General features: G+C 66.3%; 16 protein-coding genes. 10 read left to right on the top strand and 6 right to left on the bottom strand.

The features are described from left to right. Positions 1 to 31 precede the first annotated feature (31 nt). From ASE72_RS17625 to ASE72_RS17615, 3 genes are read left to right on the top strand one after another with little or no spacing between them, the layout of a single operon-like run. Positions 32 to 1,705 carry a TadE/TadG family type IV pilus assembly protein gene (locus ASE72_RS17625; RefSeq protein WP_082446260.1) on the top strand — a complete coding sequence of 558 codons (1,674 nt, stop codon included), beginning with the start codon at positions 32 to 34 and terminating at the stop codon, positions 1,703 to 1,705. Further along, a complete protein-coding gene (locus ASE72_RS17620; protein ID WP_056024727.1) occupies positions 1,702 to 2,328 on the top strand; it encodes a TadE/TadG family type IV pilus assembly protein in 627 nt (208 codons plus the stop codon). The genes ASE72_RS17625 and ASE72_RS17620 overlap by 4 nt, the downstream gene beginning before the upstream one ends. Then, positions 2,325 to 2,972: a TadE/TadG family type IV pilus assembly protein gene (locus tag ASE72_RS17615; RefSeq protein ID WP_056024723.1), complete on the top strand. Its 648-nt coding sequence runs from the start codon at positions 2,325 to 2,327 to the stop codon at positions 2,970 to 2,972. Before ASE72_RS17620 ends, ASE72_RS17615 begins: the two co-directional genes overlap by 4 nt. Positions 2,973 to 3,047: 75 nt before the next feature. On the opposite strand, the gene ASE72_RS17610 is transcribed toward ASE72_RS17615, so the two are convergent. Both ASE72_RS17610 and pdhA read right to left on the bottom strand, forming a co-directional pair. Then, on the bottom strand, positions 3,048 to 4,472 hold the full coding sequence (locus tag ASE72_RS17610; RefSeq protein WP_056024720.1) for a pyruvate dehydrogenase complex E1 component subunit beta: 1,425 nt from the start codon (positions 4,470 to 4,472) through the stop codon (positions 3,048 to 3,050). Further along, positions 4,472 to 5,521 (bottom strand): pyruvate dehydrogenase (acetyl-transferring) E1 component subunit alpha, encoded by a 1,050-nt coding sequence (pdhA, locus tag ASE72_RS17605; RefSeq protein ID WP_056024717.1) that lies wholly within the window; start codon positions 5,519 to 5,521, stop codon positions 4,472 to 4,474. The genes ASE72_RS17610 and pdhA overlap by 1 nt, the downstream gene beginning before the upstream one ends. 393 nt (positions 5,522 to 5,914) lie before the next feature. Here pdhA and ASE72_RS17600 point away from each other — a divergent pair, with 393 nt between their 5' ends. The 3 genes from ASE72_RS17600 to ASE72_RS17590 are packed head-to-tail and all read left to right on the top strand — an operon-like array spanning position 5,915 to position 9,590. Then, complete coding sequence (locus tag ASE72_RS17600) at positions 5,915 to 7,267, top strand: MFS transporter (RefSeq protein ID WP_056024714.1); 1,353 nt, start codon at positions 5,915 to 5,917, stop codon at positions 7,265 to 7,267. After that, on the top strand, positions 7,264 to 8,184 hold the full coding sequence (gene cysK, locus ASE72_RS17595; protein ID WP_056024711.1) for a cysteine synthase A: 921 nt from the start codon (positions 7,264 to 7,266) through the stop codon (positions 8,182 to 8,184). Before ASE72_RS17600 ends, cysK begins: the two co-directional genes overlap by 4 nt. A 5-nt stretch (positions 8,185 to 8,189) precedes the next feature. Continuing rightward, a complete protein-coding gene (locus ASE72_RS17590) occupies positions 8,190 to 9,590 on the top strand; it encodes a cell wall hydrolase (protein WP_082446263.1) in 1,401 nt (466 codons plus the stop codon). A gap of 111 nt (positions 9,591 to 9,701) precedes the next feature. Here ASE72_RS17590 and ahcY read toward each other — a convergent pair whose 3' ends face one another. Both ahcY and ASE72_RS17580 read right to left on the bottom strand, forming a co-directional pair. Further along, the gene (ahcY, locus tag ASE72_RS17585; protein WP_056024708.1) at positions 9,702 to 11,135 is read right to left on the bottom strand and encodes an adenosylhomocysteinase; all 1,434 of its coding nucleotides are present in this window, start codon (positions 11,133 to 11,135) and stop codon (positions 9,702 to 9,704) included. 178 nt (positions 11,136 to 11,313) lie between these two features. Then, positions 11,314 to 11,874 carry a YqgE/AlgH family protein gene (locus tag ASE72_RS17580; protein ID WP_056024705.1) on the bottom strand — a complete coding sequence of 187 codons (561 nt, stop codon included), beginning with the start codon at positions 11,872 to 11,874 and terminating at the stop codon, positions 11,314 to 11,316. Between the two features lie 112 nt (positions 11,875 to 11,986). On the opposite strand from ASE72_RS17580, the gene ASE72_RS17575 reads away from it, so the two are divergent. The 3 genes from ASE72_RS17575 to ASE72_RS17565 all read left to right on the top strand — a co-directional run bounded on the left by ASE72_RS17575 (position 11,987) and on the right by ASE72_RS17565 (position 14,606). Then, positions 11,987 to 12,466: a peroxiredoxin gene (locus ASE72_RS17575; protein WP_056024702.1), complete on the top strand. Its 480-nt coding sequence runs from the start codon at positions 11,987 to 11,989 to the stop codon at positions 12,464 to 12,466. A gap of 86 nt (positions 12,467 to 12,552) precedes the next feature. After that, entirely contained in the window at positions 12,553 to 14,004 is a 1,452-nt protein-coding gene (locus ASE72_RS17570) for an AMP nucleosidase (protein WP_056024699.1), read from the top strand. 110 nt (positions 14,005 to 14,114) lie between these two features. Beyond that, entirely contained in the window at positions 14,115 to 14,606 is a 492-nt protein-coding gene (locus tag ASE72_RS17565; protein WP_082446259.1) for a hypothetical protein, read from the top strand. Between the two features lie 183 nt (positions 14,607 to 14,789). On the opposite strand, the gene ASE72_RS17560 is transcribed toward ASE72_RS17565, so the two are convergent. Continuing rightward, entirely contained in the window at positions 14,790 to 16,622 is a 1,833-nt protein-coding gene (locus tag ASE72_RS17560; RefSeq protein ID WP_056024857.1) for a M2 family metallopeptidase, read from the bottom strand. Positions 16,623 to 16,796: 174 nt separating this feature from the next. Next, positions 16,797 to 17,558 carry an alpha/beta fold hydrolase gene (locus ASE72_RS17555; protein WP_056024696.1) on the bottom strand — a complete coding sequence of 254 codons (762 nt, stop codon included), beginning with the start codon at positions 17,556 to 17,558 and terminating at the stop codon, positions 16,797 to 16,799. A gap of 335 nt (positions 17,559 to 17,893) precedes the next feature. On the opposite strand from ASE72_RS17555, the gene ASE72_RS17550 reads away from it, so the two are divergent. Further along, positions 17,894 to 18,532 carry a YitT family protein gene (locus tag ASE72_RS17550; protein ID WP_056024854.1) on the top strand — a complete coding sequence of 213 codons (639 nt, stop codon included), beginning with the start codon at positions 17,894 to 17,896 and terminating at the stop codon, positions 18,530 to 18,532. Positions 18,533 to 18,591 lie beyond the last annotated feature (59 nt).

Below are 18,591 nucleotides of genomic sequence, written 5' to 3'. Positions count from 1 at the left end.
CTTATGAACTCCCGGCGTAAGGCACGGGCGAATGCCCCCCTTACGTTGGCCCGCCATGCGATTGCGCAAGACTAGAGCATCATCGTCCGCACGAGGTTTCCTGGGTTCGCTCGCGCGCGACACGCGTGGCAACGTCCTGGCGATCGTCGCCGCCGCGATCCTGCCGATGACCGCGTTCGTCGGCGCAGGCCTTGATCTCAGCCGCGCCTATCTCGTCCGCACGCGGCTCCAGCAGGCCTGCGACGCCGGCGTTCTTGCCGGGCGACGGACAATGGGCGCGGGCGGCTCGCTGACGACTCCGGTGACGGATCAGGTCACCAGCTACGTCAATTTCAACTTCCCGCAGCGCTCGCTGGACACGACCGCGTTCCCGGTCACGCCGACGCTGACGAGTTCCACCGACACGATCAACCTGACCCTGTCGACGACGATGAACACAGCGATCATGCGGCTGTTCGGCACGGCGACGATCCCGGTCTCGGTGACGTGCAGCGCGCGCGACGACTATGCCAATATCGACATCGTCCTCGTGCTCGACACGACGGGCTCGATGGCGTGCGCGCCGTCGCGGACCGCGGCGACGTGCAGCACCTATGCCAACAATGAATCCGGCTACACGCTGCCCGTCAACGGCAAGAACGTGAGCTATGTCGGCGAGGAGCGAAGCGGTACCACGAACGTCTCGCGCATGCAGGGCCTGAGGGACGCGCTGAAATCGCTGCAAGCCCAGATGGCGATCATCGAGGATCAGTTCGCGGCGGCATCCTCAAGCTCGCGCAAGCGGATCCGTTGGGCGATCGTCCCCTTTTCGCAGATGACCAACCCCGGGTTCAGTACCGGCGCTGCGGGAACGACCTTGTATTCGCGCAATCCCAGCTGGTTCAACAGCAGCGGATCCTATCGCTATTCACGCTGCAACGCCTACAGCAGCAGCTGCGCCTATGCGCCCGCTACCACCTCGCATGACGCCGACTGGATCAGCAAGACATGGGACGGCTGCGTCGAGGAGCGCGCTACGAGCAACCTCATTACCGCGACCTCGAGCTACCAGATTCCCGGCAATATCCCCGCCAACGCGTATGACCTGAAGTTCGACGAAACACCGACCAGCACGGAACGGCGCTGGACGATGGCGGATCCCAACGCCACCGGCGTTGCGCAGTACGCCTGCCCCAAACCGATGCGCGAACTGGGCGCGATGACGGGAAGCGATTTCAACAATTACTTCGCCTTTAACAACGGGTTCGTTGCCAATGGCGGTACCTATCTCGACATCGGCATGCTCTGGGCGGCGCGGTTCCTCTCGCGCACCGGCCTATGGGGCACGGAAAATCCGGAGTTCTACAACGGGTTCCCGGTGAAGCGGTACGTCATCCTGATGACCGACGGCGAGATGGATACGGGCAATCTGGGCTACGGCGCCTATGCGCAGGAATATTTCTGGAAGCGGATCACCAACAATGGCGACCGCGACACGTCCGACGACAACCACAGCAAGCGCCTGCTGATGACCTGCGCCGCGATCAAGAACATGGAAGCGCAGATCTACGCAATCTCGTTCGGCAACGGATCGACGCTGTCGGCGGATCTCGAGGCCTGCTCGTCGGGCGCCGGCTATGGCTATCGCGCCGCCGACAGTGCTGCGCTCAACAAGGCGTTTCAGGACATCGGCGAGAATATCGGTTCGCTGAGACTGTCGAAATGATCGCCCGGACGACGCTGCGCCTCGCCGCCGACCGGCGTGCGGCGACGCTGCCCGAGTTCGCGCTCCTGCTCGTCCCGCTGTGCGTGATCATCATGGGGACGATGGAGGTCGGCTATCAGGCCTATGTCCGCTCGGTCACGCTCGGCGCGCTCGAGACGCTGACGCGGGCGGTCACGCTGCAGAACGCCGATGCCAGCACGAGCGAGGCCGAATTGCGCACGCAGATCAGGCGTGTCGCGCCCGCGGCGACGATCGATATCGTCCGCGGCAGCGTCAATCGCTACAACAGCTTCGGCACGCTGGAACGCCTGACGCAGGACCTCAACAACAACGGCATCCTCGACGGGCCGGTCGATACCGATGGCAACGGCGTCCCCGACAAGTCGGACTGCTGGGAGGACGTCGACAATAATGGCGTGCGCAACATCGTCACCGCGGGTGCGGACGGCATCGGCGGCGCCGACGACATCGTCAAATACACCGTCACCGTGAGCTATGATCGCCTGTTGCCCGTGCACCGCTTCATCGGCGGCACCGCGCGCGCCTCGACGCAGGCGACCACGGTCGTCCGCCSCCAGCCGTTCGAGGCGCAGGCCTCGCCCACGATCCGGTGCAAGTCATGACGCTCGCGCCCGCTTCGCCGCCGCGGTCCGGCCTTCGCGCGCTCGCACGCAACCGGTCGGGCGTCGCGATGCTCGAATTCGCGCTGTCGATGCCGATCTTCATCGCGTTGACGATGGTGGGGATGGAAACCGTCAACCTCGCCTATGCGACGCAGAAGATCGGGGACATCGCGACGCTGACGACCGATCAGATCGCGCGCATCCGGATCGGCATCAGCGAGGCCGACATCACCGAATCGCTCGACGGGATCAAGACGACGGGCGCGACGCTCAACTTCGCCGCGAACGGGCGGGTGATCGTCTCGAGCGTCCAGCCGATCGTCGATGCCGCGGGCAAGGTGACCGACCAGAAGATCCGCTGGCAGCGCTGCACGGGCGCGATGACCGCCACCTCGTCCTATGGCGTCGCAGGAGCGTCGCTCGGGGTGGCGGGGATCGGCCCGGCGGATCGCAAGATCGCTGCGGGGCCCAATGACGAGGTCATCTTCGTCGAGGTCGTCTATCGCTACCAGCCGCTGATCTCGAACAGCTTTCTCGGCGCGCGGACGCTGCGATCGGTCACGGGCATGATGGTCCGCGAGCGCAAGGTCAACGACGTCCAGTCGACCGGCACCGCGTCATCCTGCTCGACCTTCACCGCCTGACGCGGTGACGTTCCGGGCGCCGCCGCCCGGCAGTCCGGGCACGCCGCCGAAACGGCGTGCCCGAGCCCGACACGATTACTTGTACGTCACCTTCTTCGCCGCAGCGACGACCTTGGCGACGTCGACCAGCATCAGCTTCTCGAGGTTCGCCGCATAGGGCATCGGCACGTCCTCGTTGGTCACGCGCAGGACCGGCGCGTCGAGGTCGTCGAAGCCGTGCTCCATCACCACCGACACGATCTCCGACGCGATCGAGCAGGTCGCCCAGTTTTCCTCGACGATGATCATGCGGTTGGTCTTGGCGAGGCTTTTCAGCACCGTCTCGGTGTCGAGCGGCCGCAGCGTGCGCAGATCGATGACCTCCGCGTCGATGCCTTCCTCGGCGAGCTTTTCGGCGGCTTCGAGGCTGATGCCCACGCCGATCGAATAGCTGACGATCGTGACGTCCTTGCCCTCGCGCACGGTCCGCGCCTTGCCGATCGGCAAGACGTGGTTGTCGAGCTTGGGCACGTCGAAGCTGCGGCCGTACATCAGCTCGTTCTCGAGGAACACGACCGGATCCTCGGTACGGATCGCCGCCTTGAGCAGCCCCTTAGCATCCGCCGCGTCATAGGGCGCGATCACGATCAGGCCGGGGACGCTCGCATACCAGGCCGCAAAGTTGTGCGAATGCTGTGCACCGACGCGCGACGCCGCACCATTGGGACCGCGGAACACGATCGGGCAGCGCATCTGGCCGCCCGACATGTAGTTGGTCTTGGCCGCCGAGTTGATGATGTGGTCGATCGCCTGCAACGCGAAGTTGAAGGTCATGAACTCGACGATCGGGCGGAGCCCGCCCATCGCCGCGCCCGCACCGATGCCGGCAAAGCCGTATTCGGTGATCGGCGTGTCGATCACGCGACGCTCGCCGAACTCGTCGAGCAGACCCTGCGTCACCTTGTAAGCGCCCTGATATTGCGCGACTTCCTCGCCCATCACGAAGACGCGGTCGTCCTCGCGCATTTCCTCGGCCATCGCATCGCGCAGCGCCTCGCGGACGGTCGTCTTGACCATCTCGGTACCCTCCGGGATCGCCGGATCGGTCTTGCCGACCTTCTCCGCCGACGCGACGAGCTGCTGCGTGCCGCTCTCGGCCTTGGCAGGCGACGCGCCCTCGGGAACCGGCGGTGCCTTGTCGTCCGACGGCGTTTCCTTCGGTGCGGCATTGGCGGCCTCGCCCGCGCGTGCCTCGGTCGGCGCGGAGTCGGCGCTCTCGCCCTCTTCGAGCAGCGTCGCGATGACGGTGCCGACCTTCACATTGTCGGTACCCTCGGCAACCATGATCTTGCCGATCGTGCCTTCGTCGACCGCCTCGAACTCCATCGTCGCCTTGTCGGTCTCGATCTCGGCCATGATGTCGCCGGACTTGACGCTATCGCCTTCCTTGACGAGCCATTTGGCGAGCGTACCCTCTTCCATCGTCGGCGAGAGCGCGGGCATCTTGATCTCGATCGCCATCAGTACGACTCCACCAGAACGTCGGTGTACAGGTCGGCGGCATCCGGCTCGGGCGTCTGTTCGGCGAAATCGGCGGCTTCGTTCACGGTCTTCCTGATCTCTTGTTCGATGGACTTCAGGTCCGCCTCGGTCACGCCCTGCGCGTCGAGCAGCTTCTTGACGTGGTCGATCGGGTCGGACTTGTCGCGGACGGCCTGGACTTCGTCACGCGTACGGTACTTCGCCGGATCGGACATCGAGTGCCCGCGATAGCGATAGGTCTTCATCTCGAGGATGACCGGGCCCTTGCCCGCGCGGACCCATGCCAGCGCTTCCTCGGCGGCACCACGGCACGCCAGCACGTCCATGCCGTCGACCTGGATGCCGGGGATGCGGAACGATTCGCCGCGGCGATAGAGCTGGTCCTCGGCCGAGGCGCGATTGACGCTCGTGCCCATGGCATACTGGTTGTTCTCGATCACGAAGATGATCGGGAGTTTCCACAGCTCGGCCATGTTGAAGCTCTCATACACCTGGCCCTGGTTCGCCGCACCGTCGCCGAAATAGGCCATGCAGACGCCGCCATCGTCGGAATATTTGTGCTTGAACGCGAGGCCGGTGCCCAGCGACACCTGCGCGCCGACGATGCCGTGGCCGCCATAGAATTTATGCTCGGTCGAGAACATGTGCATCGACCCGCCCTTGCCCTTCGAGATGCCCGAGCCACGCCCGGTCAGCTCGGCCATGATCACCTTGGGGTCGATCCCGTAGGCGAGCATGTGGCCATGGTCGCGATAGCCGGTGATCACTGAATCGGTGTCGCCGTTGAGCGCGGACTGCAGCCCGACCGCGACCGCTTCCTGGCCGATGTACAGATGGCAGAAGCCGCCGATCAGACCGAGGCCATAAAGCTGCCCCGCCTTTTCCTCGAAACGGCGGATCAGCAGCATCTGCTTGTAGAAGGCGAGCAGTTCGTCCTTGCTGGGCTCGTACGGCTTGGGTTCGGCCGGTCGTTCGCGGTTGGTGATCGGCGGTTCGGCGATTGCGCGTGCTGGGGGGGCTTTGGCCACGATGTGGGAAACCTCGTTTTCCGTAGGGGAGTTGATGGAGCCTATAGGCGCGGACGGGGCCGAACATCAATTCCCGTCTGGGGTATGCGGTTCTGCGCGGCTCCGAACCCCCGCGGCTCGTCGCGCGCACCGGGTCCCCTGCCGCATGCCTTGCCTCAGCCGGACACCGCCCCCCCCTCCCCCCGTCATCCTGACGAAAGTCAGGATCCAGAGTAACGCAGGGCAGCGCCTGTAACTCTGGATCCTGACTTTCGTCAGGATGACGGAGGATGACGGAGCCTGACGGAGCATGACGACAGCGACCGGTAGAAGCGGAGCCGCCCCCGCCCTATCCCCGCCCCAAGCAAAGCTCCGGTTGCCCTTCGCGCGCGCTTCCCCCTAAAGCCCGGGACGATGGACCCGACGATCGACCCGCATCAGCATCCCTTCCGGATCGCCAATTTCCGCGCCTATTGGCTGTCCCGCTTCACCGGCACGATCGCGGTCAGCGCGATGTCGATCGTCATCGGGTGGCAGGTCTACAATCTCGCGCGCGAAACGATGGACATCCGCCAGGCCGCGTTCATGCTCGGGATGATCGGCTTTGCGCAGTTCGTCCCGCTGTTCCTGCTGACCCCGATCACCGGGCTCGTCGCGGACAGCTTCGACCGTCGCTGGATCGTGCGCGGGACCACGGGACTGCTCGTGCTGACCGCGGCGACGCTCTGGCTGCTGACCTGGTCGGGCCATCTGACGCTCGGCGCGCTGTTCACCGCGGCGGTCGCGTTCGGCGTCGCGCGTGCCTTTTCAGGCCCGGCCTATTCCGCGCTTGCCCCCAATCTGGTCCCCCGCGCGGTCCTGCCGACCGCAATCGCCGTCAGCTCGATCGCGTGGCAGGTCGGCACGATCGCCGGGCCGAGCGTCGGCGGGCTGCTCTACGCGATCCATCCCGAGGTCGCCTACGGCGTCGCGACGTTGCTGTTCCTCGTCGCGCTCGTCTTCATGTTCCTGATCGGCCCGGTGGCACAGCCCGCCGCGCAGACCGATCACCGCCCGCTGGCACGGATCATCGAGGGCTTCACCTATGTCCGCCGCAACCGGCTCGTGCTCGCGACGATCACGCTCGACCTGTTCGCGGTGCTGCTGGCGGGCGCCACCTCGCTGCTGCCCGTCTATGCGCGCGACATCCTCCACGTCGGGTCGCAGGGCCTCGGCGTGCTCGCGGCGGGAATGGGGATCGGCGCCGCCGTCACCGCGATCTGGTTCTCGTTCCGGCCGATGAGCAGCAATGTCGGCGTGAAGATGCTGATCGCGGTCGTCGTGTTCGGGCTCGCGATCCTGACCTTCGGCGTCGCCTCCCCGATCGTCGACCTGCTCGGCATCGCGCCCGGCACGATCGCCGGCATCCCCGTCCACCCCGCCTTCCTGCTCAGCCTCGTCGCGCTGATCGTCGCGGGGGGTGCCGACATGATCTCGGTCTATGTCCGCCAGTCGCTGATCCAGCTTCACACCCCCGACGTCATGCGCGGCCGGGTCAGCGCGGTCTCGCAGCTGACGATCTCGGCATCGAACGAGCTCGGCGAGTTCGAGAGCGGCGTGATGGCGGCGATGCTCGGCCCGGTCGGTGCAGTGGTGTTCGGGGGCGTCGGTGCTATTGCCGTCACGATCGGCTGGGCGCGGCTGTTCCCGGAACTCGGACGCGCCAAGACCTTTGATCCGCCAGAGATACTAGAGACCGAACCCCAGCACGGAGAAGCCAAGCCATGAAGGCCCACACGATCCTCGACACGATCGGCAACACGCCGCACATCCGCCTGTCGAAGCTGTTCCCCGACTCCGAGGTCTGGGTGAAGTCCGAGCGCTCGAACCCCGGCGGTTCGATCAAGGACCGGATCGCGCTCGCGATGATCGAGGCGGCAGAGGCGGATGGTCGCCTGAAGCCCGGCGGGACGATCATCGAACCCACCAGCGGCAACACCGGCGTCGGTCTCGCGATGGTCGCCGCGGTCAAGGGCTACAAGCTCGTGCTCGTCATGCCCGAGAGCATGAGCCTCGAACGCCGCCGCCTGATGCTCGCTTATGGTGCGACCTTCGATCTCACCCCGCGTGAAAAGGGGATGAAGGGCGCGATCGAGCGTGCGCGCGAACTCGTCGCGCAGACGCCCGGTGCGTGGATGCCGCAACAGTTCGAAAATCCTGCGAACATCGACGTGCATGTGCGTACGACGGCACAGGAAATCCTCAACGACTTCCGCGATTCGCCGATTGACGTGATCATCACCGGGGTCGGTACGGGCGGTCACATCACCGGCGTCGCACAGGCGCTCAAGGCCGAATGGCCATCGCTCAAGGTCTATGCGGTCGAGCCCGCCGCGTCGCCCGTGATCGCGGGCGGCCAGCCCGGGCCGCATCCGATCCAGGGCATCGGCGCGGGCTTCATTCCCGCCAATCTCCACACCCAGGCGATCGACGGCGTGATCGAGGTCGATGCCGCGGTCGCCAAGGACATGGCGCGTCGTTCGGCGAGCGAGGAAGGCATATTGGTCGGGATCAGCTCGGGCGCGACGCTTGCGGCGATCCTGCAGAAGCTGCCCGACCTGCCCGACGACGTCCGCGTCCTCGGCTTCAACTACGACACCGGCGAGCGCTATCTGTCGGTGCCGGACTTCCTTCCGGAGCAGTGAAGACGATGATCGACGCGCGTGGCGACGCCGGCGCCCTACCGGACGCGCCCGGCGAAGAGACCACCGGGACCGGCACGCGCCGGTCGACGCTGGTTCGCGTGTCGGTACTCGCGATCGCCGCGGCGGCGATCGCGGTACCGTCGCTCGTCGTGTCGGACCCGCCCGCCGTCCGCAAGCGGGGGGTGCCGGTCATCCCCCGCCCCCGCGTGGTGCCGCAGGCGGAGCTGCCACAGGTCGAACCCGTCAAGTTCGTCGATCTCGCGCCCGAGGATGCGCGCGCGTTCAACGCGAGCGTCCCCTTCTCGACCGACCCCAACCCCGCCGCGCGGCCATTCCGTTTTGCCGGCGGAACCGCGGATCGCGCGCGCGCGACCGACTGCATGGCCGCGGGCATTCTCTACGAGGCGGGCGACGACACGCTCGGCGAACGCGCGGTGGCGCAGGTCGTGCTCAACCGGCTGCGGCACCCCGCCTTCCCCAAGACCGTCTGCGGCGTCGTCTTCGAGGGCGAGGCGCGCGAGACCGGCTGCCAGTTCAGTTTCAGCTGCGACGGCGCGCTGCGCCGATGGTCGCCGAGCGACGACGCATGGCGGCGTGCGCGCGAGGTCGCCGCCGCCGCGCTCGCGGGATCAGTGTATCGCCCGGTCGGCTATGCCACGCATTACCATACCGACTGGGTCGTCCCGTATTGGCAGTCGAGCCTCGACAAGATCGTCGCGGTCAAGTCGCACCTGTTCTTCCGCTGGTCGGGCTGGTGGGGCACGCCCCCCGCGTTCCGCCGCCAACCCGAGGGCAGCGAACCCGTGATCGCGCAGCTCGCGCAGATCTCCGACGCGCACCGCACCGGCGCCGCGCTCGAGCAGGCCGACGCGGCCCTCGCCGAGGCGTCGGCGGCGATGGGCTTCGTCTTCGAGGGCGACACCGCGGGCGCCGGTCCCGACGTTGCGGCGGCTTCGGCGGCGCCGACCCCCGCCGCCGACCGCGACACGTTGCTCGTCGTCTTCCCGCCGGGCACGCTGTCGGCGAGTTTCCAGACCGTTGCGGTCGAGGCCTGTGGCGACCGCGCCTTCTGCCGCTACATGGCATGGGCGGACCGCACCAAGGCCGCGACCAGCCTGCCGCTCACCCCCGCGCAGACGTCGGCGATGACGTTCAGCTATATGCGTGACCGGGCGAACAGTTACGAGAAGTCGCTGTGGAACTGCCAGCAGGTCCGCCGGACCGATCTGTCGCAGTGCATGCGGACTCAGCAGACGCTGCGTGCGGTCCCCGTCGCGGGCGACCCGCCATCCCCCGCGGCCGTACCGCCCCGCGACCTCGATGGCGTCCGTCGCAAGCCGGGCACTGCCGCCGCGTCGTCGGCGCCGTCGCCGACCGTCAAACCGGATCCGAAGACCGCGTCCTAACCACCTGCGAACCCGGCAGGATCTGGTCGGTATCACTTGCCCCAAAACGACAAAGGCCGCGTCCACCTCCCGGTAGACGCGGCCCCGTAGCGCGGTCGATCGCGTGGGCGATCAGTAGCGGTAGTGATCCGGCTTGAACGGGCCTTCGACGGGCACGCCGATATAACCGGCCTGCTTGTCCGACAGCTTCGACAGCTTCACGCCGAGCTTTTCGAGGTGCAGCGCTGCGACCTTCTCGTCGAGATGCTTCGGCAGGACGTACACTTCGTTCTTGTAGTTCTCGCCCTTCGTCCAGAGCTCGATCTGTGCGAGCGTCTGGTTGGTGAACGAGGCCGACATCACGAACGACGGGTGACCAGTCGCGCAACCCAGGTTCACGAGGCGACCCTTTGCGAGGATGATGATCTGCTTGCCGTCCGGGAACTTCACCAGGTCGGTGCCCGGCTTCACTTCGGTCCAGTCATAGTTGGACAGCGCGGCGATCTGGATCTCCGAGTCGAAGTGACCGATGTTGCAGACGATCGACATCGGCTTCATCGCCTTCATGTGATCGGCGGTGATGACGTCGGCATTGCCGGTTGCGGTGCAGAAGATGTCCGCGCGCTTCACGGCGTCTTCCATCGTCACGACCTCGAAGCCCTCCATCGCCGCCTGCAATGCGCAGATCGGATCGACTTCGGTCACCATCACGCGTGCGCCGCCGTTGCGGAGCGACTGCGCCGAGCCCTTGCCGACGTCACCGAAACCGGCGACGCAGGCGACCTTGCCCGCGAGCATGACGTCGGTCGCGCGACGGATCGCGTCGACCAGCGATTCCTTGCAGCCGTACAGATTGTCGAACTTCGACTTGGTGACCGAGTCGTTGACGTTGATCGCGGGGAACGGCAGCTCGCCCTTCTTCGCGATCTCGTACAGGCGGTGAACGCCGGTGGTGGTCTCTTCCGAAACGCCCTTCAGGTTCTTGACCGTCTCGGTCAGATAGCCGGGGTTCTTCGCGACATACGCTTTCAGCGCACGCTGCATCTCGACCTCTTCCTCGTTCTCGGGCTCGGGCATCGTGTGGCCGGCCTCGAGCTTGGCGCCCCAGAGTGCGAACATCGTCGCGTCGCCGCCGTCGTCGAGGATGATGTTGGCGGTCTGGCCTTCGACGTCGCGATCCCACGAGAAGATGTCGCCGACATAGTTCCAGTAATCGGCGAGCGTCTCGCCCTTGATCGCGAAGACCGGCACGCCGGTCGCGGCGATCGCGGCGGCGGCATGATCCTGCGTCGAGAAGATGTTGCACGTCGCCCAACGGACGTCGGCGCCGAGCGCGGTCAGCGTCTCGATCAGCACCGCGGTCTGGATCGTCATGTGCAGCGAACCGGTGATCCGCGCGCCCTTGAGCGGCTGCGCTGCGCCGAATTCCTCGCGGAGCGCCATCAGGCCCGGCATTTCGGTTTCGGCAATGTTGATCTCGGCGCGGCCGAAATCGGCGAGGCTGAGGTCGGCGACGACGTAATCGGTCTTGCCGTCCGTCTTCTGGGGCGCGAGCGTGGTGGCCACGAGGATGTCTCCTGGAAATCTTTGATCGGCGAGCCTCATGCCCGTGCCGGATGCGCCGCCGCATAGAGGATCGAGCGCGCCAAATCAAATATAAAGATATCTTTATATGACGCCCGAAACCCCGACGACGGTCCTAGACCACCCGAACTTTCCTCGCCCGCCAAGCAGAAGGATCCGGTCAGGCCCGCCCCGTCTCCGCCACCAGCAGCCGCGGATCGACCCCCGCCTTGGCGAACGCGCTCGTCCAGCGGTCCTTCGCCGCGGTCTCGAACAGCAGGTCGGTATCGCCTGCGACGTTGAACCAGCCGGGGCGGGACAGTTCGCCCTCGATCTGCCCGCCATCCCAGCCCGCATAGCCCAGCGCGACCACCCACTGCGACGGCCCCTTGCCCTCGGCGATCGCGCGCAGCACGTCGACCGTACCCGACAAGGCCCACAGCCCGGCGACATCGATCGTATCCTGCCCGCCCCAATCGCGCGAATGCACGACGAAGCCCCGCCGCGGCTCGACCGGTCCGCCGAAATGCACCGGTGCGTTCGGCGCGTCGCCCGGCGCGATCTCGAACTGCTCGAGCAAATCGTGGAAACCCAGGCCGTCAATCGTCGCCCCAAGCCCGATCCCGATCGCACCCGTCGCATCGTGGCTGCACATCGCGATGACCGCGCGCGCGAACCGCGGGTCGCTCATGCCGGGCATCGCCAGCAGGAATTGTCCGGAAAGAAAGGCCGTCTTGTCCATGCTTTGTCACATAGCGACGCGGACCCCCAGCCGCCACGCTTGAAATCGCCATGCCGCCATCCGAGGTACTGGTCCGCTCCGAGACCTTCTCGCGACACCCAGGAGATTATCCATGACGATCAGCGTCGGCGACCGCCTTCCCAACACCAAATTCGTCAAGGCCACGGCCGATGGCCCCGATCAGATCGAGTCCGAGAGCTTCTTCGCGGGCCGCAAGGTCGCGCTGTTCGCCGTCCCCGGCGCGTTCACGCCGACCTGCTCGGCCAAGCACCTGCCGGGCTTCGTCGAGAAGGAAGCCGCGCTGAAGGCCAAGGGCGTCGACGAGATCGCCTGCACCTCGGTCAATGACGCGTTCGTGATGGACGCATGGGGCAAGTCCGCGGGCGCCGGCGACATCACGTTGCTCGCCGACGGCAATGGCGACTTCGCCAAGGCGATCGGCCTGACGATGGACGGCTCGGGCTTCGGCATGGGCACGCGCAGCCAGCGTTATTCGATGATCGTCAACGACGGCGTCGTCGAACAGCTCAACGTCGAGGCCCCGGGCGAGTTCAAGGTCAGCTCCGCCGAACACCTGCTCAGCGAGATCTGATCCGTTTCGATCCTCCCCCGCGAGGGGGAGGATTTGGCGTCGCCCGACGTCTTGCCTCCGTAACCTGCCCCGCGTAACACTGCGCGATGACAATCGCATCCGATCTGGTCGCCGAACTCGACCGCCTCTACCGCGCCTCCGTCGCGCGTCTTCAGTCCGCCATGAGCGCGTATATCGCCGACGGCACCGTGCCCGATCCGGCCAGCCGCAGCGACGGCGCGTTCGCCTATCCCGAGATCCGCCTGATCTACAAGGGTGGCGTCGACCGCCCCACGCCGCTGCGCTCGTTCGGGCGGATGGTGAGCCCCGGCGAATACCGGATCAGCGTCACCAAGCCCGCGATCTTCGCCGATTATCTGACCGAACAGCTCACGCTGCTGATCGAGGATTATGACGTCGACGTCGAGGCGGTCGAGGGGCGGCAGGAAATCCCCTTCCCCTATGTCATCGATCCCGGCCACGCGCTCAGCCTCGACGAGGTCTCCGCGACCGAGCTCGCCCGCTTCTTCCCCGCCACCGAGCTCGCGCATATCGGCGACGAGATCGCCGACGGCCTCTGGGTCGCGCAGGACGCTATCCGCCCGCTCGCGCTGTTCGACGGGCTTCGCACCGATTTCAGCCTCGCGCGGCTGCGCCACTATATGGGCACCCCCGCCGAGCATGCGCAGCGCTTCGTATTGTTCACGAACTATCACCGCTATGTCGATGAATTCGTTCGCTGGGCGGGAACGCAGCTCGGGCCGAAACCGGATGGAACGCCAAGCCGCTTCACCAGCCTGTCGGGCGCGGGCGGGATCACGATCTCGTCGGGCGACGACATCGACAAGATCATCTCCGACAGCGCATGGCGCCGTCACCAGATGCCCGCCTATCACCTGATGGCGGACGATCGGACCGGCATCACGCTCGTCAACATCGGCGTCGGACCATCCAACGCCAAGACGATCTGCGACCATCTTGCGGTGCTGCGTCCCGAGGCGTGGCTGATGATCGGGCATTGCGGCGGGCTGCGCCCCAGCCAGCGGATCGGCGACTATGTCCTCGCGCACGCCTATCTGCGCGACGACCACGTCCTCGACGACGTCCTTCCGCCCGAGATCCCCGTCCCCGCGATCGCCGAGGTCCAGGTCGCGATGGCGAAGGCTGCCGAGATCGTCTCGGGTCAGTCGGGCGAGGATCTCAAGCGCCGCCTGCGCACGGGTACGATCGTCACCACCGACGATCGCAACTGGGAATTGCGCTATTCGAAGTCGGCGCTGCGGTTCTCGCTCAGCCGCGCGGTCGGCATCGACATGGAATCGGCGACGATCGCCGCGCAGGGCTATCGCTTCCGCGTCCCCTACGGCACGCTGCTCTGCGTTTCGGACAAGCCGCTCCACGGCGAACTGAAGCTGCCGGGCCAGGCCAACCGCTTCTACGAGCGCGCGATCAGCGAGCATCTGCGGATCGGGATCGAGACGTGCGAACAATTGCGGCTCGAGGGCGCCAAGCTCCACAGCCGCAAGCTGCGCGCGTTCGACGAGCCGCCGTTCCGCTGAGCCGCCGTTCCGCTGAGCCCCCGTTCCACTGAGCGATGGCGTCGTCGACGGAGCGGATCGGGGCGCAATGCGTTACGCATCCGGAATCATTTTCATCAGGGAGCATAGCCGTGGCTGACACCGATACCCCCGATACGGACGTCAAGAAGCCCGTGACGCGCCGCCGTGCCCCCCGCAAGACGGCGGCCCCGGCAGCCTGCAAGGTGGCACCCAAGGCGACGCCGAAACCCGCGACCGCGGCCAAGCCCGTCGCTGAAAAGCCCGTGGGTCCCACGCCGCGCAAGCCCGCCGCCAAGCCCGCGCCCAAGCCGCGCTCGACGAAGCGCAGCACACCGCGGCCATCCTCGGCACGCAAGCCGATCGCGAAGTCGCCGATCGCCACCGCAACCGACAAGGTCGGCGGCAAATGGGGTGCGGCCGCGATCGCCGGCGGGGTCGCGATGATCGGCGCGGCCGCCGCGCTCCTCACGCTGCGCGGCAGCACGCCGAAGGACGCCCCGGCTCCGAAGGCCAGGGGCAAGGGCGCGCATCAGGCAGACGGCACCGATTCGTCGAAGTCGTTCGAGTCCGGCATCGCCGACGCCGGTACGATCCCCGAATAATCGCCCCAGCGCTCCCGCGCTCACCGCGGCGAAGGCCGGCGCCCCCTCGTCATCCTGACGCAAGTCAGGATCCAGAGCCAGGCACGCCGCCCTGGGCACGTCCGGGTCCGCCGCCCTCCGTCACGACAACGGAATGACGACGAATCCGGCCACCCCCGCGGTTGCCCCAGCCGCGACCGCCGCTCACCAACCTGTAGGCTTGCCCTTGTTCTGCACGTCGAGCCACGTCTTGAGCGGCTTGAAATACTCGACCAGCGCCGCGCCCGACATCGCGCGGCTCCCGGTGAACACCTGCAGCGCATCGGGCCACGGCTTGGACTGTCCCATGCTCAGCATCGCGTTCAGCTTCGTGCCGACCGCCTTGTTGCCGTAGAACGAACAGCGATGCAGCGGCCCCTTCCACCCCGACTGCTCGCACGCCGCCTTGTAGAACTGGAACTGCAGTACGCGCGCGAGGAAGTAGCGCGTATAGGGCACCGCCGCCGGGATGTGATATTTCGCGCCCGCGTCGAACTTCGTCTCGTCGCGCGCGACCGGCGGCTTGATCCCCTGATATTGCAGCCGCATCTGGTCCCACGCCGCCTGATAGCCGGTCGTCGGGATCTGCCCCGAGAACACGCCCCAGCGCCATTTGTCGATCAGCAGCCCGAACGGCAGGAACGCGACCTTGTCCATCGCCTGGCGCAGCAACAGGCCGATGTCCTTGTCCGCACTCGGCACCTTGGCCTGGTCGAGAAGTCCGATCTTCACCAGATAATCGGGCGTGATCGACAGCGCGACGGTGTCGCCGATCGCCTCATGGAAGCCATCGTTCGCGCCATTCTTGTACAGCATCGGCTGCGCCTTGTACGCGCGCTGATAGTAATTGTGGCCGAGCTCATGGTGGATCGTGACGAAGTCGTCCGCATTCACCTTGGTGCACATCTTGATGCGGATATCGTCCTGGTTGTCGATATCCCAGGCCGAGGCATGACAGATCACGTCGCGGTCCGCGGGCTTGGTGATTTGCGACCGCTTCCAGAAGGTCTCGGGGAGCGGCGCAAAGCCCAGCGACGAGTAGAAGCCTTCACCCTGCTTCACCATCTTTACCGCGTCATAGCCCTTGGCCTTCAGCAGCTCGCCCGTGTCGAAGCCGAGATCGCCAGCCCCCTTGGGGGCGACGATGTCATAGATATTGCCCCATTCCTGCGCCCACATGTTGCCGAGCAGATCGCTGCGGATCGGCCCGGTCTTCGCCTGGACCGCATCGCCATATTTCTCGTTGAGCTTCCACCGCGTATAGGTGTGCAGCGACATGTAGAGCGGCTCGACCTCTTTCCAGATCTTGTCGGTCAGCGCGGCGAACTGCTCGGGGCTCATGTCGTAGCCCGACCGCCAGAGCGCGCCCACATCCTTGTAGCCGAGCTCGCGCGCGCCCTCGTTCGAGATCGCGGTCATCTTGGCATAGTCGCCGCGCATCGGCGCACCGACCGCGTCGTTCCAGCTCGTCCACATCTCCTGCAGCTTGGCGGGATCGCGGCTCTCGCCCATCGCCGCCTCGATGTCGGAGCCGTTGATCGGCTTGCCGTCGAGCGTCCCCATGCCCTTGCCGTAGGAGGACGACATCTTCGTCGTCAGCATCGACAGCTCGTCCGATGCGCCCGGCCGCGTCGGCGCGGGCAGCGTCAGCCCCCCGCGGAGCAGGTCGAGCTTGCGCTTCGTGTCGACCGACAGGCCCGGGACATTGGCGTATTTCGCCGCACCCAGCGCGTATTTGACGCCGAGATCGGTCATCTCCGCCCCCGACTTCGCCGCGAGCGCATCGGTATCGTCGGTGATGTAGGTCGCGTTCACCCACGCCACGCGCGAGGCGTCGACCGACTTGGCGGCAAAGACCTTTTCCGCCTCGGCGACGAACGCATCCGCCTGCGCGGCGGTCGGCCTGGACGCAGCAGCGGTGGCCTGAGCACCGGCCACCGACGGCGCGGCGCACAGCGCGCCGGCGAGAGCAAACATCGAAACGCTGAACCGAACCATCATCATCCCCTTATCGTGAAGCCCTGATGGATGATCCGCCGCCGGATGGTCAACCCGCCCCTTGATGCGGCCTGCGCACCCCGCCCCGTCATCCTGACGAAAGTCAGGATCCAGAGCCAAGCCGTGCCGCCCCCCGCAACCCTGGGTCCTGATTTTCATCAGGATGACGGAAACTTAGCCCGCAAGGAAATCCGCAATCGCCTGGCCGAGCTCGGGCTTCACCACCGCGCTCATATGCCCGCCCGGCGTCGCGACATAACGGCCATGCGGCAGCACCGCGGCGAGGTCCGGCGCCGACCCGTTATCCTCGTCCTCCGCGCCGCAGACGACCAGCGCCGGCTGCTCGATCGCCTTGACCGCCTCGATCGGCGTGTCCGCGAATGTCTCGAGAATCCCGAGCAGCGCGACCGGATCGCCGCCCGTCGTCTTCAGAAACGCCTCGGCCAGCCATTCAGGCGTGCCCTGAACATGCTTGCCGAGATTACTGAGAATGTTGCGAAAATGCCCTGCGCGCCGCGACGTCTCGGTCAGCCCGGCGAGCCCCATGCCTGAAAAGATCACGCGCCTTGGCGTCGCGCCCGTCGCGAGCATCCGCGACGTCGTCCGCGCGCCGAGCGAATAGCCGCCGAGATCATAATCGGTGAGCCCGAGATGATCGACCAGCGCATGACCATCGAGCGTCAGCGCATCCGCGGGGTAGAATTCCAGCCCGTGCGGCTTGCCGCTCTCACCGTGCGCGCGCAGGTCGGGCATGATCACGCGGAACCCCTTGGCCGCGATCTTGGCGGCGTGGCCGTAGCGGATCCAGTTGGTCTTCGCGTCGGAGAAATAGCCGTGGATCAGCACCACCGGCCGCCCCTCGCCGACTTCGCGCCACGCGATCCGCGTGCCGTCGAAGCTCTCGAAATACTGCGTCTCGGTCGGGGAATGTGCCACGGATCCAGATCCCTGTAGTGATAGGATGTCGCCGCCCCCGTCCGACACACGCCCCCTTGCTGTCAACCGCCACGAAGAGACGCGCTCCGAGGAGTATCCGCGCCCCACCCCCACGTCATCCTGACGAAAGTCAGGACCCAGAGCCACGAACGCGGCGCTTGGTACCCTTGGATCCTGACTTTCGTCAGGATGACGGGCGCGCATCGTTATGGCCCCGCCGCACCACGCCATCACAAAAAGGGGTAGTGTGACGCGCAAACTTCTCTAGCTATGGCGCAAGGATCGCGTCGGACGATTCACCGAGGATGCGCGAAGGGCCCGACCAAGGACCCGCAATGCCGCCATCTGCCGCCACCCTCCCCATAGCCACCCTTCCGCTGGGACGCCCGCACAGCATCGCGGAGGATTTCTACGCGCTCGTCATCGGCTGCATCCTGCTCGTGATCGGGCTCGTGTTCCTGAAGGCGGCCGGGCTCGTCACCGGCGGAATCGCCGGGATCGCGCTGCTCCTGTCCTATCTGGTGCCCTTGCCGACGGGCGTGCTGTTCACGCTGATCAACCTGCCCTTCTTCCTGTTCGCGCATTACGCGATGGGCCGCCGCTTCGCGATCAAGACGATGCTGGTGAATGCAGGGATCGCCGCCTTCTCGACCTTTGCGGGCGGATCGATGCACGTCGACCAGATGCACCCGTTCTTCGCCGCGGTCGTCGGCGGCACAGTGATCGGGCTCGGCATCCTCGTCCTCGCGCGGCATCAGGCCGGGGTCGGCGGCACCGGCGTCGTGACGCTCTGGCTGCAGCGCACGCGCGGCTGGAATGCGGGCCGTACGCAGATCGCGCTCGACGTCGTGATCCTCGCCGCAGCGATCCCCGTGGTCAGCACGGGCCAGCTCGTCTGGTCGGTGCTCAGCGCGGCGGCGATCAGTCTGATCCTGATCGCCTGGCACCGGCCGGGACGGTATATCGGGCACTAATCGCCGCCGACCCTCTCCGTCATCCCGGGCCCGACCCGGGACCCAGAGTATCAAGGGCG

The sequence above is a fragment of the Sphingomonas sp. Leaf20 genome, from assembly GCF_001421535.1.
In the GTDB taxonomy this organism is placed as follows: domain Bacteria; phylum Pseudomonadota; class Alphaproteobacteria; order Sphingomonadales; family Sphingomonadaceae; genus Sphingomonas.
This window is presented reverse-complemented; position numbering and strand designations above follow the sequence as displayed.

Bases quoted from the DNA above. Each gene is read 5' to 3' on its own strand.
- ASE72_RS17625 (WP_082446260.1), top strand. From the start codon at position 32: ATGCCCCCCTTACGTTGGCCCGCCATGCGATTGCGCAAGACTAGAGCA.
- ASE72_RS17615 (WP_056024723.1), top strand. From the start codon at position 2,325: ATGACGCTCGCGCCCGCTTCGCCGCCGCGGTCCGGCCTTCGCGCGCTC.
- ASE72_RS17610 (WP_056024720.1), bottom strand. From the start codon at position 4,472: ATGGCGATCGAGATCAAGATGCCCGCGCTCTCGCCGACGATGGAAGAG.
- ASE72_RS17600 (WP_056024714.1), top strand. From the start codon at position 5,915: ATGGACCCGACGATCGACCCGCATCAGCATCCCTTCCGGATCGCCAAT.
- cysK (WP_056024711.1), top strand. From the start codon at position 7,264: ATGAAGGCCCACACGATCCTCGACACGATCGGCAACACGCCGCACATC.
- ASE72_RS17590 (WP_082446263.1), top strand. From the start codon at position 8,190: ATGATCGACGCGCGTGGCGACGCCGGCGCCCTACCGGACGCGCCCGGC.
- ASE72_RS17580 (WP_056024705.1), bottom strand. From the start codon at position 11,874: ATGGACAAGACGGCCTTTCTTTCCGGACAATTCCTGCTGGCGATGCCC.
- ASE72_RS17575 (WP_056024702.1), top strand. From the start codon at position 11,987: ATGACGATCAGCGTCGGCGACCGCCTTCCCAACACCAAATTCGTCAAG.
- ASE72_RS17570 (WP_056024699.1), top strand. From the start codon at position 12,553: ATGACAATCGCATCCGATCTGGTCGCCGAACTCGACCGCCTCTACCGC.
- ASE72_RS17560 (WP_056024857.1), bottom strand. From the start codon at position 16,622: ATGGTTCGGTTCAGCGTTTCGATGTTTGCTCTCGCCGGCGCGCTGTGC.
- ASE72_RS17550 (WP_056024854.1), top strand. From the start codon at position 17,894: ATGCCGCCATCTGCCGCCACCCTCCCCATAGCCACCCTTCCGCTGGGA.